Source organism: Metallococcus carri (assembly GCF_011440275.1).
Taxonomy (GTDB): Bacteria; Actinomycetota; Actinomycetes; order Actinomycetales; family Dermatophilaceae; genus Metallococcus; species Metallococcus carri.
Genome location: NZ_JAAOIV010000005.1, coordinates 67,398 through 80,758 on the forward strand (window position 1 = coordinate 67,398; position 13,361 = coordinate 80,758).

Below are 13,361 nucleotides of genomic sequence, written 5' to 3' on the forward strand. Positions count from 1 at the left end.
TGGGGGTCGGTCGCCCGGAAGCTGCGACCCTGCAGCGATGAACGAGTTCGACATCCGGCTGCCGTTCACCGCAGCCGAAGCGAAGCTGCGGGGCATCACTCGCAGCCAACTCACCTCGCCGAAGTACCGCAGGGTGCGACGCAACTGCTATGTCGATGCGCGGGTTCCCGATTCAGAGCTGCTCGACGTCCACGCCGCGGTGAAGGTGATGCCAGCAGCCGAATTCGTCTGTGGCACAACGGCCGCGCGCATTTGGGGTGCAGCGGCGCCGAGCAGCGGAAGCATCCACCTCGGCACGCTGCAACGGGTGGCCTCTCGCCAGCCCGACATTACGCTGCACCGGTACGCGCTCCGTCCGCCGCTGACTGAGTGGTCTGGTTTGCCGATCACCACTCCTGCTCAGACGTTCATCGACGGCGCCGCGCATCTGACGTTCGTCGACGGCTTGGTGCTCGCGGATTCGCTGCTGCGACGAACCGCGCTGGGGCTGGACGCGCTCACGGAGGCGGTCTGTGCCGTGCCAGGCCGGCCCGGCGACCGGCTGCGCGAGATCGTCGCGTTCGCGCGGGAGCGGGTCGACTCGCCCTACGAGTCGAGGTTGAGACTGCTCATCGTGACCGCAGACCTTCCGGAGCCCCAGGTAAACCTGGAGTGCACCGACGGCGCCGGACGCGAGCGTCGGATCGATTTGGCTTACGAGGAGTGGAAGGTCGCCATCGAGTTCGACGGGCGCCACCACATCGAACGCGCTGCGCAATGGCAATCGGACATCGTGCGACGTGAAGACCTGGAAGCTCAGGGCTGGCGGTTCGTGGTGATTACCTCGAGCGACCTGCACACCAAGCCGCTTGAGGTGTTGCGACGGATCGTGGACGCCCTGGTCGCGGCCGGTGCGCCCGAAGTGGCCATCGGCCGGGCCTGGCGTCGCTTCTTCCCGTCGGCTGCGTGATTGCGCCAACCCACTGACGGTGCGACGCGCCGGGGCGTGACGGGTGTTCGGCGTGTCGCGGTCAACGGGGTGGCGCGGACGCGCCGGGGCGTGACGGGTGTTCGGCGTGTCGCCGTCAACGGGTGGTGGTGACGCGCCTGGGTGAGGCGGGTGGTCGGCGTGTCGCCGTCAACGGGTGACGGCGACGCGCCGGGGTGTGGCGGGTGGGGGGTGTCAGCCCACGTCGTCGCGGGCGTCGATGAACGCTTGCACGCACGCCCGCACATCGTCCTCGGAGTGCGCGGCGGACATTTGCACCCGGATGCGGGCCCGCCCCTTGGGCACCACCGGATAGGAGAAGGCGATCACGTAGACGCCACGACGCAGCATCGCGTCGGCGATCTGAGCGGCTTTGCGGGCACCGTCGTCGCCGGGGAACATCACCGGGATGATTGCGTGCTCGCCCGGCAGCAACTCAAAGCCGGCGCCGGTCATCAGCGACCGGAAGAGCTCGGCGTTGCGCGCCAAGGCCGCTCGTCCGGATGACGAATCCCGAGCCAGCTCAAGGGCTTTCAGTGACCCGGCCACCACCGACGGTGCGACCGCGTTGGAGAACAAGTAGGGCCGGGACCGCTGCCGCAGCAGGTCGACGATCTCCTGATGCGCGGCCACATAACCACCGGAGGCACCCCCGAGCGCCTTGCCGAGCGTCCCGGTCACGATGTCGACCCGGTCGATCACCCCGCAATATTCCGGCGTGCCACGACCGCCCTCGCCGACGAAGCCCACGGCGTGTGAGTCGTCCACCATGACCATCGCGCCGTACTCCTCGGCGAGATCGCAAATCTGTTGCAGCGGAGCGAAATAGCCGTCCATCGAGAAGACCCCGTCGGTGACGATGACCCTGCGGCGAGCACCCGAGGCAGCCTCCAGCTGAGCACGCAGGTCGTCCATGTCGGCGTTCTTGTAGCGATAACGAGCGGCCTTGGACAGCCGTATGCCGTCGATCAGCGAGGCATGGTTCAGCTCATCGGAGATGATCGCGTCCTCAGCGCCGAAGAGCACCTCGAAGATGCCGCCATTGGCGTCGAAGCAGGAGGAATACAGGATCGCGTCGTCGGTGCCGACGAAGGACGCGATCGCCCGCTCCAAGTCCCGGTGCTGGGACTGGGTGCCGCAGATGAACCGGACGCTCGCCATACCAAATCCCCACTGCTGCAACGCATCTCGCGCCGCGGCGACGATCTCGGGGTGGTCGGCCAGGCCGAGATAGTTGTTGGCGCAGAAGTTCAGCGCCTCACCCGAGGCGGTCGTCACGTGCCCCGACTGCGGGGAGGTGAGTTCACGCTCGTGCTTGGTCAGGCCGGCCTGCTCGATGTCGTCGAGCTCGGCGCGCAGATCGTCCTTGACGGGGTACATCGGATCAGCTCCAATCCATGACGACCTTGCCGCACTCGCCCGATCGGGCGGCGGCGAAGGCGTCCTGCCAGTGGTCCGCGGGCACCCGGTGGGTCACCACCGAGCGCACCGCCTCGCGCAGCCGCGCGGAGGTCGACAGCATCGAACTCATCGCGTACCACGTGTCGTACATCTCGCGACCGTAGATGCCCTTGATGGTGAGCATGTGGGTGATCACCTTGCCCCAGTCGACGGGGAAGGGGTCCTTGGGCAGCCCGAGCATCGCGATCCGGCCACCGTGGTTCATGTTGTCGATCATGTCGGCGACCGCGACCGGGTTGCCGGACATCTCCAGGCCGATGTCGAAGCCCTCGCGCATGCCAAGCGCGCGCTGCGCGCCGGCGATCGTGTCGCGGCCGATGTTGATCACGAGGTCGGCGCCCGCGCCGCGCGCCAGGTCGAGCCGGTAGTCGGACACATCGGTCACCACGACATGCCGGGCGCCGACGTGACGTGCGATCGCGGCCGCCATCACGCCGATCGGTCCGGCGCCGGTGATCAGCACGTCCTCGCCGGCCATCGGGAAGGACAGCGCGGTGTGGGTGGCATTGCCGAAGGGGTCGAAGACCGCACCGAGGTCGGGATCGATGTCCTCGGGCTGCACCCAGACATTCGAGGCGGGGATCACGACATAGTCGGCGAACGCGCCATCGCGGTTGACGCCCACGCTGCTGGTGCGGATGCACAGGTGACGCCGGCCGGCACGGCAGTTGCGGCATACCTCGCAGACGACGTGACCTTCACCCGAAACCCGTTGTCCGACAGCGACATTCGTGACCCCGCAACCGACGGCAACGACCTCGCCGTAGAACTCGTGACCGATCGTGAGCGGCGGCCTGACCACACTCGCGGCCCAGTCGTCCCATTGCTCGAGGTGCAGATCGGTGCCGCACAGACCCGCGCGCAACACGCGGATCTTCACCTCACCCGGGCCCGCCTCGGGTTCGGGCACGTCGAGCAATTGCAATCCGGGACCGGCGTCGGTCTTGACGAGTGCGCGCACGTTCGCCGATTCTGCCCTACCGGATCGGGTATGCCGGACCGCCCCGGTCCGCGCCGACGGCCGGTCGGCCGGTCAGCCGGACGATCAGTCGATGACGGCGTAGAGCAGACCGCCGAGCATCGCCATGTTCTTCACGAACTGGGTCTGCTGCATCTTGCGCTGCGCGGGGTCCTCGATCTTCCAGAACGCATGGCCGGCGATCGTGGTCGGGATGAGGGCACCGGCGACGGCGAGCGCGGCCAGGCGCGGGCGGATGCCGAGGGCGATCATCGTGCCGCCGACGGCCATCACGCCGCCGTTGACCCGGACGAGCAGTTCGTCGTCATTCGGAATCGGCACCACCTGCCGGATCGCGGCCAGGGTGGGCGCTGCGGCCTGGACCCGGCCGCCGGGGTTGGTGGCGGCGTCATACCCGAGAAGCGCATAGGTCGAGCCGGTGAGCATGCGGGCGGGGATGCGAAGCGGGTTCATGATGGGGAGCTTACGACCGCAGCTGCACCCGAGCCCAGGGGCCGGGGGGAGATGTTCGAGGCCCCGCCGGACCATGCCCGGCGGGGCCTCGAAGGTGGGTGGTGCGCCATCAGGGACTCGAACCCCAAACCCGCTGATATGGAGCATTTCAGCTTGACCAGCGACAACGTGATCGACTTCCCGGGGGATTCGCCCCGGCGGGTGATTTGCGACGAACCGGCGGCGTGACCTGAGTCACACCTGGTAGGGGTACTCCATGACAAGGGGATGGGAGATCCAGCGCTGGGGTGGCTACCTCAAAGCCACCGGCAGACCACAGACCACCGTCGAGATGCGCACGTACCACCTCGAGCGCCTGGCGGCCGACTACGACGACCCGGGCGCGGTCACGTTCGACGACTTGGTCGAGTGGCTCGCCGCGCACGAGTGGGCGCCCAACACTCGCCGGTCCTACCGCGGGAGCCTGCGCTCGTATTGGTCATGGCGGCTCGCCACCGGGCGCGCCGCAGCGTCGCCGGCACACCTACTTCCGCCCGTGCGCGTCCCTCGAGGCCTGCCTCGCCCGACACCCGAGGACGCCTACCGGGCCGCGATCGCGAGCGCCTCGCGCGACCCGCGGGCGCTGATGGCGATTCAGCTCGCTGCGCAGTGTGGGCTGCGCCGCGGGGAGATCGCTCGAGCGCGCCGTGAAGATCTCGAACCGGCGCTGATCGGCTACACCCTGCGGGTCGAAGGCAAGGGCGGCCACATCCGGATGGTGCCGCTGCCCGACCCGCTCGCCGCGACGATTGTGCGAGCGCCGGCCGGGTGGCTGTTCCCCTCGCCGCACGGCAAGCACCTGACGCCGCACCACCTGGGCAAGATCGTGGTGAAGCACCTCCCGGACGGTTACACCACGCACACGCTGCGGCACCGGTGCGGGACGGTCTCGTACGGGGCGACGCGTGACCTGCGCGCGGTGCAGGAGCTGCTCGGGCACGCGAAGCCGGAGACGACGGCGATCTACACCAAGATCGATGAGGCGGCCGTGCGGGCGGCGATGAACGCTGCCGCCGCCTGAGATTTCTGAGTTTCCCCCCTCTCGTATTGTCATACGACAAACTACGTAGTAGAATCGTCTTGTCAACGAGAGAGGGGGGTGGAAAGATGCACAAGGACCTGCGGAAGATCGTTCAGGCGCTCAAGGCGCAGGGGTTCGAGGTCACAGTCTCGAAGAAGGGACACCCTGTCGTATACCGCGACGGGAAGCTGGTGACCACGTTCTCTGGCACCCCGAGCGATCGCCGGTCCTGGCTGAACAGTCTCGCCAGGGCTCGCCGGGCGGGCTTCCGCTGGCCGCCTCAGCGGTGAAGGAAGGGACCTCATCTTCCCACCAGCAACGCTTATCGCAGGGAGCACACCATGACCAGCTACACCGCGACCGTCGAAACCGCGGCCCGTCGCACTCCGGCCGACCTTGACGCCGCCATCGATGCCCTCGAGGCGTACCACGGCGCGATCGGCACCAGCGTGCTCGGCCGGCTCGAAGCCACGATCACCCTCGACGCCGAGACCCTCCGGCAGGCAACACAGACCGCCGTCGCCGTCGTCGCCGACGCGCTCGGCTCGCCGGCCGTCGCCGTCAACGTCGCACCCACCGCCGACGTCGACCGCGCGCAGGGGCGCCCGCCCATCCCCGAGCTCCTGAGCGTCGCCGACGCGGCAGAACGCCTCGGCGTGACCCGGCAGGCGATCCTGCAGCGCATCGACTCCGGTGCCATCGCTGCCACCAAGGTCGGCAAGGCATATGTCGTGCGCGCTGCCGACGTTACCGGGAGCAAGGGTGCATGATGTGATGCAGATCACATTCCCAACTCTTGTCATGTCCTGTTTTAGGACATAGATTGGTGTCATCAGGTCAGGGGAGCAGCCCCAGACCGAGACCCCGAAGGGGAAGCCATGAACACCCTCACCGACCTCGACATCCGCGCCCAGGTCATCGAGCCCGCCCTCGCCGGCGAGTACGACACCGAGACGGTCGACGCGATCACCGACGCGATCCTGGACGCCGCCCCGGTCGATACCTGGTACCTCGACGAGCTCGAGTACTACACCGACACGATCGGCACCGAGGAGTTCTGGGCCATCGTCGAGCGGGTCGCCACCGAGCGGGGCGCTCAGTGAGCGACACCACACGAACGGGCTCCGCGGTCATGACGGCCGCGGAGTTCCGCATTGCCCGCGAGCGGCTGGGGGTCACGATGGAGTGGCTCGCCGGTGAGCTCGGGGTCGCTGAGCGCACGATCCGCCGCTGGGAGGCAGGTGCAGCCCCGATCCCTGACGGCGCCGCCGCCGACCTGTATTCGATCCAGGACGCCACTGACGACTTCGTGGACAAGGTCGTCGCCGAGCTGCAGTTGACCGAGCCGGACGAGGACGGGTCGCAGTGGGTGATCACCTACCCCAGCGATGCGGCATACCGGGACGAGTGGCCCGACCTGGACTGGCCGGCGGGCTGGCACCGGGCCGCGATGGGCCGGGTCGCGCAGAAGATCCCCGGCCTGCGGGTGCGCTACCTGCGAGACGAGGACCCGCAATGACCACGCTGCTGCTGCGCCTGGCCGCGCCCACCCAGGCGTGGGCGGGCCGAAAACTGGCGATCACGCCGAACCCGACATGGCCGCAGCAACCTCATGCGAGCGCCCGAACGCGGCCCACCGGGACCGGTTTGGTCGGTTTCGTCGGGTGCGCGCTCGGGCGGGAGCGGGGCACCGACATGTCGGACCTGCGGGCACTGGAGTACCTGGTGCGTGAGGATCAGCCCGGGCATCTCGCCCGGGAGTTCCGCGTCACCCGCAGGCGTGACGGCAACGGCCGGGTGTACTCGCAGCCGCTCGTCGAGGGCGTGGTGGACGACGCGGCCTTCCTGGTGACCGTGTCCGGCGACCGAGGCCTGCTCGAGCAGGTAGCGGATGCGCTGGTGGCGCCGCGGTGGCCGCTGTACCTGGGACGGCGGGAGTACCCGCCGACGCTGCCGATCCTGCTCGGCCTCGATGACCGGGACGGTGAGGAAGTGGCGCGGGCTCACCCGTGGCTTGCCTCCGACTGGTATCGCCGCACGTGCCCGCCTGTCGTGGCGCTGTCGCTGTACCCGGTGTTCCCGTACCGGGAGACGCTGATCCCGGACGACTGGCTGGAGAGTGTCACCATCGACAACCCGCTCGGTCGGGAGGTCGTCGACTTCTTCGCGGTCGTGGCAGGTATGGACGGGCGGTGACCGGGGCGTTATCTTTGCCGGCGAGGCTGGCGCGAGTCGGCCTGGCCCGCGTAGCGGGCATAGCCCATGAGTAATTAGAGTGGGGGCAGCTACGGCTCGCCCGTTCCCCGCGTAGCGGGGACATAACGAAAATGGCCCCGCCCCTCCGTGATGGAGGAGCGGGGCCTTCTTTGTCGTGCGGCTACCGCGGGCAGGTGCTCGGGTGCGCCCACGGGGGTGCCGGCACTATCGGCTGGTCGGGGTCGTCGGGGACCATCCAGGACTCAGCGATCCGGTGCCACTGACCGCACCGGGGGCAGCGACCATGGTGCAGGACGCCCGGGGTGACGCTGTAGCGGGTGACCGGGTGGTGAGGCATGGCGTCACACGGTGCGCGGCCAGGGCGGGACGGGCCGGGTGCCGGTGCCGTCCCAGGGTGCGACCCACTGGTCGGCGATGAGGTCGGCGATCAGGTCGACGCTGGTGCGCGTCTGGATCGCCGCGACGACCTCGATGCCGTATTTGTAGGGCGTCACCCGGGTGAGGGTGATCGGTGCGCCGACCGGGAGTAGCTCAGCCAGGTGAGCTTTCGCGGCCTTACCGCCCTCGGTGCGGATCTCGGCGGCGTTGCACCCGCGCAGCCGGATGCGCAGCTCCTGCAGCACGAGCATGATGGCCAGTCCCGCCAGTTCGAGCGAGCCGAGGGTCACGTCTGCGTCGAGGGTGTCGCCGTCGATCACCCGGGTGACCGTGGCGGCATACGACTGGTCGGGCGCGAGGACCGCGGCGAGCGGCTCGGTCACGGCTGGCCCGGTCCCGCCGGGTCGTCTGTCGCGGTGGCCTGTGCGACGGGCTGCTCGACCGGAGTACCGAGCCCGACGTCGGCTGCGGGTCCGGCGACGAGCGCGCCGCCGGCAGCACGATATGCGGCGACGTCGGAGTTGGGCACGACCTGCGAGGCAACACCACTGCTGGTGCCGTTATATCCGGCCCACCCGGCAGCGACGACGCTGACAATGAACGCCGCCCACGTCACGATTTCGTTCTGGCTCAGCGCGCCGGCACCGACGAGCGCCGTCGACACGCCAGTGAGTGCCGCTTGGATACGGTAGCTCTTGGCGACGGGCTGCGGCTTGGTGTAGCTGTCAGTGGATGTGTTGGTCATAGCTTGCCCCTTCCGTTCCAGTGGGTGGCGTTGAGTCGGACCTGCAGCACGGTGGTGAACCACGTCGACCCCCAAGGTGAGCTCGTGCCGAGCGCGGCTTGCATGGCGGCCTTCGTGGCGGGACCGACGATGCCGTCGGCTTTCACTCGGGCGCCGCGGGCGATGAGCCACTTCTGCAGGGCGACGATGGTGGCCCGGTCGAAGGAGCCGGTCTGGGCGACCTTGAGCAGCTTCTGCAGGGATCGGGTGGTGCTGTATCCCCACACGCCGTCGCAGGCGATGACCGAGGACCGGTCCCAGGCGGGCTTGCCCTCCCAGCCGCCTCGGTACCAGCGGGCGCCGTCGTTGGAATATTGGCCGACGTCGATGTGCAGGTGATTGGTTTCCCAGTGGAAACCGAGCCCCCAGTGCTTCAGCTTGGGGACGATGTTCGCGTAGAACCAGTCGCGTTCTGAACCGGCGCCGGTCCAGTTGAGGTCGGCGGCGAATGCGACCGTCTGGCCGAACCACTGGGCGAGCTCGGTGTGCCAGGTCTTCTGGTAGCCGGCGGCGGTCTGGTCGACGTGCTTGCCGTAGTCGACCGGGTCGTAGACCCCGTCCTCGTAGACCAGGGCGGCCTTGCCGGCGGCCGGGACGAACACGCGCTCAACGAACAAACTGCGGATCGTCTCGTGGGTGACCTGCGGTTGGCTGGTGGCGATGCTGCGGTAGGTCATTGGGGGATCACGACTCCTCGTGAGTAGAGGTACTGCTGGGTGGCGGGGCCGCAGACCCCGTCGATCTGGAGGCGGCCGAGCTTCTGCACGGCTTTGATGGCGCCCTCGGTGTAGGCGCCGTAGTCGCCGTCGACGGCGACCTGTGAGTTGAAGCGGCCGCGCAGGCCCTGTTGGAGGGCCTTCACTCGGTAACCGGTGGAGCCGCGGCGCAGCGTCGCGCCCGCCTTGAACCCGGCCGGTGCGGTCGTGGTTGGCGGGGTCGCCGGGGTGGTGCTGACGCCGGCGAGCAGGCCACGCCACCGGGTGGCGCGCTTCACGATCGAGGCGCCATACAAGGGGGCGCCGTCGGGCCGGCCCGAGTTGTACCGCTGCCCGGCCCGATTCAGGGTGGCGTCGTCGGTGTGGCCACCGAGGTAGGACTTGACGATCCGCAGCCCGAAGATCATGTTGTCGAGCGGCAGCCACAGCCGCAGGCCCTGCTGGGCGGCTTGGGCGAAGTAGCCCTTGTAGGTGATCTGGAACGGGCCGACGCCGTTGCTGGTGTGACCGCTGTTGACCAGTTGGAGGAACTGCCGGTAGTTGGTTTCTGTGACTGCGCCGGCGCCGGCCATGGCACCGCCGCGGTCGTTGCCGTACACGTTGGCGCCGCCGGACTCTTGCTCACAGAACGCGGCAGCGATCCACAAGGGGACGCCGACCTTGTTGGCGGCGGTGATCAGGGCGTCCGCGTTGGCGCGGATGCCGTTGCGGGACAGGATGGTCAGCGCCGACATGGGCGCCTCCTTTCATGACGAAACCCCCTGCGCCGCAGGGGGTTTCAGTGGTCCGACCGTATGGTCAGGTGGTCGGCTCGGTCGGAGAGTCGGATAGGAACAGCGGGGTAGGTGGACCGATCCGCTTGGCCTCGGCCGGGTTGGACTGCAGCAGCGCGGCGTACATCTGCCGGTCCTGGGCGATGTGGATGTAGGCGAGCCGGTCGCGCTGCTGCAGCTCCTGGGACCGCGCGTCGGCGAGCCCCTGGTGGTAGGCGACCTGCTCGCGCAGGCTCGCCCGGACCGTGTCGACGCGCTCCTTGCGGGCCTCTCGCCGTTCGGTGACGAACTGCCGAACCGTCTTGGAAAACACCGCTAGCAGCGCTCCGAGCGCGGCTACAGCAGAGCCGAGCGCGAGTAGGTACGCCTCGAGGTCAACCCCGCCGATCACTGCCGAGCTCCCTTGCGGCGGTCGCGGGCGACCATGGCGTCCTGCATGTCCTGGGTGCGCCGCCAGGCGAGCAGCGCGTGCAACACGAACACGAGCAGCAGGCCGCCCGGGCCGCGCAACCCGTCCCACGGGAAGCTCGTCTCGGACAGGATCTGCCAGTACATGCCCGTCATCAGAGTCCCGTAGGTGAGGGCGAGCATCAGGTGTCCCAGCCAGCGCAGCAGCAGCCACCCGCCGGCCATCCCGACCGCGAGCACGGTGAGGCTCGCCACGATGAGCCACCCCCATCCTTGGATCGTGAGCAGCTGCTCGACGATCGCGTAGGTCGTGGAGGTGATCGGCGGGTCGGTCAGGTAGTCCAGGGCACGCTGCGAGGCCTGCACCATGGACGCGATGATCAGGACTCGGACGAACGCCGCGGGCAGGTCCCGGGTGCGGGACCCACCGCGCTGCCAGGTAATCGCACCGGCCCGCTTGCCGGTCACTGCGGGGCCTCGGCGGTGTCGGCGCGTGTGTGGTCCTTCACCCACGCCTGGGCGGCGGCGACGAGCTCGGTGGGGTCGCCGCCGGCGACGTCGTACTCGGCGAGGACTTTCTCGACCTGGGCGACGGCGCGGGCGCGGATGCCGCGTTTGCGGTTCTCTTGCTCGAGGGCTTCGGCGAGGGAGGCGAGGTCGGCGTCGCCGAGTTGGGTGGGGTCGATACCGGTGGGCATAGCGGTGGCTCCTATCGGGTGTAGGTGAGGCGCAGCAGCGGCCGGTTGGTGACCGTCGGATGAGCGTGGGAGGCGAAGTAGCCGTAGTTCGCTTGGGAGTTGTCGCCGGCGGGGCCGACGACGAAGCCCGTCTTCGAGCCGGAGAACCAGGACGTCGGCACGGTGACCCACAGGCCCTGCACCCGTGCCGTCCACTTCTTCGACACCACGGGTGTGCCGGTCACCGACGCCAGGGTTGACGGCAGGGTGGTGCCGTTCAGGGGCGTGAACCTCGCCCAGCCGCCGGTCGGCATATACCAGTGCAGCGGGCGTCACCCGGGTGAGGGTGATCGGTGCGCCGACCGGGAGTAGCTCAGCCAGGTGAGCTTTCGCGGCCTTACCGCCCTCGGTGCGGATCTCGGCGGCGTTGCACCCGCGCAGCCGGATGCGCAGCTCCTGCAGCACGAGCATGATGGCCAGTCCCGCCAGTTCGAGCGAGCCGAGGGTCACGTCTGCGTCGAGGGTGTCGCCGTCGATCACCCGGGTGACCGTGGCGGCATACGACTGGTCGGGCGCGAGGACCGCGGCGAGCGGCTCGGTCACGGCTGGCCCGGTCCCGCCGGGTCGTCTGTCGCGGTGGCCTGTGCGACGGGCTGCTCGACCGGAGTACCGAGCCCGACGTCGGCTGCGGGTCCGGCGACGAGCGCGCCGCCGGCAGCACGATATGCGGCGACGTCGGAGTTGGGCACGACCTGCGAGGCAACACCACTGCTGGTGCCGTTATATCCGGCCCACCCGGCAGCGACGACGCTGACAATGAACGCCGCCCACGTCACGATTTCGTTCTGGCTCAGCGCGCCGGCACCGACGAGCGCCGTCGACACGCCAGTGAGTGCCGCTTGGATACGGTAGCTCTTGGCGACGGGCTGCGGCTTGGTGTAGCTGTCAGTGGATGTGTTGGTCATAGCTTGCCCCTTCCGTTCCAGTGGGTGGCGTTGAGTCGGACCTGCAGCACGGTGGTGAACCACGTCGACCCCCAAGGTGAGCTCGTGCCGAGCGCGGCTTGCATGGCGGCCTTCGTGGCGGGACCGACGATGCCGTCGGCTTTCACTCGGGCGCCGCGGGCGATGAGCCACTTCTGCAGGGCGACGATGGTGGCCCGGTCGAAGGAGCCGGTCTGGGCGACCTTGAGCAGCTTCTGCAGGGATCGGGTGGTGCTGTATCCCCACACGCCGTCGCAGGCGATGACCGAGGACCGGTCCCAGGCGGGCTTGCCCTCCCAGCCGCCTCGGTACCAGCGGGCGCCGTCGTTGGAATATTGGCCGACGTCGATGTGCAGGTGATTGGTTTCCCAGTGGAAACCGAGCCCCCAGTGCTTCAGCTTGGGGACGATGTTCGCGTAGAACCAGTCGCGTTCTGAACCGGCGCCGGTCCAGTTGAGGTCGGCGGCGAATGCGACCGTCTGGCCGAACCACTGGGCGAGCTCGGTGTGCCAGGTCTTCTGGTAGCCGGCGGCGGTCTGGTCGACGTGCTTGCCGTAGTCGACCGGGTCGTAGACCCCGTCCTCGTAGACCAGGGCGGCCTTGCCGGCGGCCGGGACGAACACGCGCTCAACGAACAAACTGCGGATCGTCTCGTGGGTGACCTGCGGTTGGCTGGTGGCGATGCTGCGGTAGGTCATTGGGGGATCACGACTCCTCGTGAGTAGAGGTACTGCTGGGTGGCGGGGCCGCAGACCCCGTCGATCTGGAGGCGGCCGAGCTTCTGCACGGCTTTGATGGCGCCCTCGGTGTAGGCGCCGTAGTCGCCGTCGACGGCGACCTGTGAGTTGAAGCGGCCGCGCAGGCCCTGTTGGAGGGCCTTCACTCGGTAACCGGTGGAGCCGCGGCGCAGCGTCGCGCCCGCCTTGAACCCGGCCGGTGCGGTCGTGGTTGGCGGGGTCGCCGGGGTGGTGCTGACGCCGGCGAGCAGGCCACGCCACCGGGTGGCGCGCTTCACGATCGAGGCGCCATACAAGGGGGCGCCGTCGGGCCGGCCCGAGTTGTACCGCTGCCCGGCCCGATTCAGGGTGGCGTCGTCGGTGTGGCCACCGAGGTAGGACTTGACGATCCGCAGCCCGAAGATCATGTTGTCGAGCGGCAGCCACAGCCGCAGGCCCTGCTGGGCGGCTTGGGCGAAGTAGCCCTTGTAGGTGATCTGGAACGGGCCGACGCCGTTGCTGGTGTGACCGCTGTTGACCAGTTGGAGGAACTGCCGGTAGTTGGTTTCTGTGACTGCGCCGGCGCCGGCCATGGCACCGCCGCGGTCGTTGCCGTACACGTTGGCGCCGCCGGACTCTTGCTCACAGAACGCGGCAGCGATCCACAAGGGGACGCCGACCTTGTTGGCGGCGGTGATCAGGGCGTCCGCGTTGGCGCGGATGCCGTTGCGGGACAGGATGGTCAGCGCCGACATGGGCGCCTCCTTTCATGACGAAACCCCCTGCGCC

20 protein-coding genes are annotated in these 13,361 nt (G+C 68.7%); 6 read left to right on the forward strand and 14 right to left on the reverse strand.

Annotation, left to right across the window (positions count from 1 at the left end):
- Positions 1–37 precede the first annotated feature (37 nt).
- On the forward strand, positions 38–949 hold the full coding sequence (locus G9U51_RS08150; protein WP_166195855.1) for an endonuclease domain-containing protein: 912 nt from the start codon (positions 38–40) through the stop codon (positions 947–949).
- A gap of 213 nt (positions 950–1,162) precedes the next feature.
- On the opposite strand, the gene G9U51_RS08155 is transcribed toward G9U51_RS08150, so the two are convergent.
- The 3 genes from G9U51_RS08155 to G9U51_RS08165 form a co-directional block, all read right to left on the reverse strand.
- Positions 1,163–2,347 carry a glycine C-acetyltransferase gene (locus G9U51_RS08155; RefSeq protein ID WP_166195857.1) on the reverse strand — a complete coding sequence of 395 codons (1,185 nt, stop codon included), beginning with the start codon at positions 2,345–2,347 and terminating at the stop codon, positions 1,163–1,165.
- 4 nt (positions 2,348–2,351) lie between these two features.
- Positions 2,352–3,389, reverse strand: coding sequence for an L-threonine 3-dehydrogenase (tdh, locus tag G9U51_RS08160; RefSeq protein ID WP_166195859.1), 1,038 nt, complete (start codon positions 3,387–3,389; stop codon positions 2,352–2,354).
- Positions 3,390–3,473: 84 nt separating this feature from the next.
- A complete protein-coding gene (locus G9U51_RS08165) occupies positions 3,474–3,860 on the reverse strand; it encodes a DoxX family membrane protein (protein WP_166195861.1) in 387 nt (128 codons plus the stop codon).
- A 256-nt stretch (positions 3,861–4,116) separates the two neighbouring features.
- Between G9U51_RS08165 and G9U51_RS08170 the strand changes: the two genes are divergently transcribed.
- From G9U51_RS08170 to G9U51_RS08190, 5 genes are all read left to right on the forward strand, one after another.
- Positions 4,117–4,920 carry a tyrosine-type recombinase/integrase gene (locus tag G9U51_RS08170; protein WP_166195863.1) on the forward strand — a complete coding sequence of 268 codons (804 nt, stop codon included), beginning with the start codon at positions 4,117–4,119 and terminating at the stop codon, positions 4,918–4,920.
- 341 nt (positions 4,921–5,261) lie between these two features.
- Complete coding sequence (locus tag G9U51_RS08175) at positions 5,262–5,690, forward strand: helix-turn-helix domain-containing protein (RefSeq protein ID WP_166195865.1); 429 nt, start codon at positions 5,262–5,264, stop codon at positions 5,688–5,690.
- Between the two features lie 108 nt (positions 5,691–5,798).
- Positions 5,799–6,023 (forward strand): hypothetical protein, encoded by a 225-nt coding sequence (locus G9U51_RS08180; RefSeq protein ID WP_166195867.1) that lies wholly within the window; start codon positions 5,799–5,801, stop codon positions 6,021–6,023.
- A gap of 29 nt (positions 6,024–6,052) precedes the next feature.
- Positions 6,053–6,439: a helix-turn-helix domain-containing protein gene (locus G9U51_RS08185; RefSeq protein ID WP_166195869.1), complete on the forward strand. Its 387-nt coding sequence runs from the start codon at positions 6,053–6,055 to the stop codon at positions 6,437–6,439.
- Positions 6,436–7,116: a type I-E CRISPR-associated protein Cas5/CasD gene (locus G9U51_RS08190; RefSeq protein WP_166195871.1), complete on the forward strand. Its 681-nt coding sequence runs from the start codon at positions 6,436–6,438 to the stop codon at positions 7,114–7,116. Before G9U51_RS08185 ends, G9U51_RS08190 begins: the two co-directional genes overlap by 4 nt.
- A 362-nt stretch (positions 7,117–7,478) precedes the next feature.
- On the opposite strand, the gene G9U51_RS08195 is transcribed toward G9U51_RS08190, so the two are convergent.
- The 11 genes from G9U51_RS08195 to G9U51_RS08245 form a co-directional block, all read right to left on the reverse strand.
- Positions 7,479–7,898 carry a thermonuclease family protein gene (locus G9U51_RS08195; RefSeq protein WP_166195873.1) on the reverse strand — a complete coding sequence of 140 codons (420 nt, stop codon included), beginning with the start codon at positions 7,896–7,898 and terminating at the stop codon, positions 7,479–7,481.
- Complete coding sequence (locus tag G9U51_RS08200; protein ID WP_166195875.1) at positions 7,895–8,260, reverse strand: hypothetical protein; 366 nt, start codon at positions 8,258–8,260, stop codon at positions 7,895–7,897. The genes G9U51_RS08195 and G9U51_RS08200 overlap by 4 nt, the downstream gene beginning before the upstream one ends.
- Positions 8,257–8,976, reverse strand: a complete 720-nt coding sequence (locus G9U51_RS08205) for a putative peptidoglycan-binding domain-containing protein (protein WP_166195877.1) — start codon at positions 8,974–8,976, stop codon at positions 8,257–8,259. The genes G9U51_RS08200 and G9U51_RS08205 overlap by 4 nt, the downstream gene beginning before the upstream one ends.
- A complete protein-coding gene (locus G9U51_RS08210) occupies positions 8,973–9,749 on the reverse strand; it encodes a peptidoglycan-binding domain-containing protein (protein WP_166195879.1) in 777 nt (258 codons plus the stop codon). The genes G9U51_RS08205 and G9U51_RS08210 overlap by 4 nt, the downstream gene beginning before the upstream one ends.
- A gap of 64 nt (positions 9,750–9,813) precedes the next feature.
- On the reverse strand, positions 9,814–10,179 hold the full coding sequence (locus G9U51_RS08215; protein WP_166195881.1) for a hypothetical protein: 366 nt from the start codon (positions 10,177–10,179) through the stop codon (positions 9,814–9,816).
- Complete coding sequence (locus tag G9U51_RS08220; RefSeq protein ID WP_166195883.1) at positions 10,176–10,664, reverse strand: hypothetical protein; 489 nt, start codon at positions 10,662–10,664, stop codon at positions 10,176–10,178. The genes G9U51_RS08215 and G9U51_RS08220 overlap by 4 nt, the downstream gene beginning before the upstream one ends.
- Positions 10,661–10,894, reverse strand: coding sequence for a hypothetical protein (locus tag G9U51_RS08225; protein ID WP_166195885.1), 234 nt, complete (start codon positions 10,892–10,894; stop codon positions 10,661–10,663). Before G9U51_RS08225 ends, G9U51_RS08220 begins: the two co-directional genes overlap by 4 nt.
- Before the next feature lie 11 nt (positions 10,895–10,905).
- On the reverse strand, positions 10,906–11,118 hold the full coding sequence (locus G9U51_RS08230) for a hypothetical protein (RefSeq protein WP_166195887.1): 213 nt from the start codon (positions 11,116–11,118) through the stop codon (positions 10,906–10,908).
- Between the two features lie 354 nt (positions 11,119–11,472).
- Positions 11,473–11,838 carry a hypothetical protein gene (locus G9U51_RS08235; RefSeq protein WP_166195875.1) on the reverse strand — a complete coding sequence of 122 codons (366 nt, stop codon included), beginning with the start codon at positions 11,836–11,838 and terminating at the stop codon, positions 11,473–11,475.
- On the reverse strand, positions 11,835–12,554 hold the full coding sequence (locus G9U51_RS08240) for a putative peptidoglycan-binding domain-containing protein (RefSeq protein ID WP_166195877.1): 720 nt from the start codon (positions 12,552–12,554) through the stop codon (positions 11,835–11,837). The genes G9U51_RS08235 and G9U51_RS08240 overlap by 4 nt, the downstream gene beginning before the upstream one ends.
- The gene (locus G9U51_RS08245) at positions 12,551–13,327 is read right to left on the reverse strand and encodes a peptidoglycan-binding domain-containing protein (protein ID WP_166195879.1); all 777 of its coding nucleotides are present in this window, start codon (positions 13,325–13,327) and stop codon (positions 12,551–12,553) included. The genes G9U51_RS08240 and G9U51_RS08245 overlap by 4 nt, the downstream gene beginning before the upstream one ends.
- Between the last annotated feature and the right edge of the window lie 34 nt (positions 13,328–13,361).

What these genes read in the sequence shown, in the direction of transcription:
- G9U51_RS08150 (WP_166195855.1), top strand. Translation starts at nt 38, where the DNA reads ATGAACGAGTTCGACATCCGGCTGCCGTTCACCGCAGCCGAAGCGAAG.
- G9U51_RS08155 (WP_166195857.1), bottom strand. Translation starts at nt 2,347, where the DNA reads ATGTACCCCGTCAAGGACGATCTGCGCGCCGAGCTCGACGACATCGAG.
- G9U51_RS08165 (WP_166195861.1), bottom strand. Translation starts at nt 3,860, where the DNA reads ATGAACCCGCTTCGCATCCCCGCCCGCATGCTCACCGGCTCGACCTAT.
- G9U51_RS08170 (WP_166195863.1), top strand. Translation starts at nt 4,117, where the DNA reads ATGACAAGGGGATGGGAGATCCAGCGCTGGGGTGGCTACCTCAAAGCC.
- G9U51_RS08175 (WP_166195865.1), top strand. Translation starts at nt 5,262, where the DNA reads ATGACCAGCTACACCGCGACCGTCGAAACCGCGGCCCGTCGCACTCCG.
- G9U51_RS08180 (WP_166195867.1), top strand. Translation starts at nt 5,799, where the DNA reads ATGAACACCCTCACCGACCTCGACATCCGCGCCCAGGTCATCGAGCCC.
- G9U51_RS08185 (WP_166195869.1), top strand. Translation starts at nt 6,053, where the DNA reads ATGACGGCCGCGGAGTTCCGCATTGCCCGCGAGCGGCTGGGGGTCACG.
- G9U51_RS08190 (WP_166195871.1), top strand. Translation starts at nt 6,436, where the DNA reads ATGACCACGCTGCTGCTGCGCCTGGCCGCGCCCACCCAGGCGTGGGCG.
- G9U51_RS08200 (WP_166195875.1), bottom strand. Translation starts at nt 8,260, where the DNA reads ATGACCAACACATCCACTGACAGCTACACCAAGCCGCAGCCCGTCGCC.
- G9U51_RS08205 (WP_166195877.1), bottom strand. Translation starts at nt 8,976, where the DNA reads ATGACCTACCGCAGCATCGCCACCAGCCAACCGCAGGTCACCCACGAG.
- G9U51_RS08210 (WP_166195879.1), bottom strand. Translation starts at nt 9,749, where the DNA reads ATGTCGGCGCTGACCATCCTGTCCCGCAACGGCATCCGCGCCAACGCG.
- G9U51_RS08225 (WP_166195885.1), bottom strand. Translation starts at nt 10,894, where the DNA reads ATGCCCACCGGTATCGACCCCACCCAACTCGGCGACGCCGACCTCGCC.
- G9U51_RS08235 (WP_166195875.1), bottom strand. Translation starts at nt 11,838, where the DNA reads ATGACCAACACATCCACTGACAGCTACACCAAGCCGCAGCCCGTCGCC.
- G9U51_RS08240 (WP_166195877.1), bottom strand. Translation starts at nt 12,554, where the DNA reads ATGACCTACCGCAGCATCGCCACCAGCCAACCGCAGGTCACCCACGAG.
- G9U51_RS08245 (WP_166195879.1), bottom strand. Translation starts at nt 13,327, where the DNA reads ATGTCGGCGCTGACCATCCTGTCCCGCAACGGCATCCGCGCCAACGCG.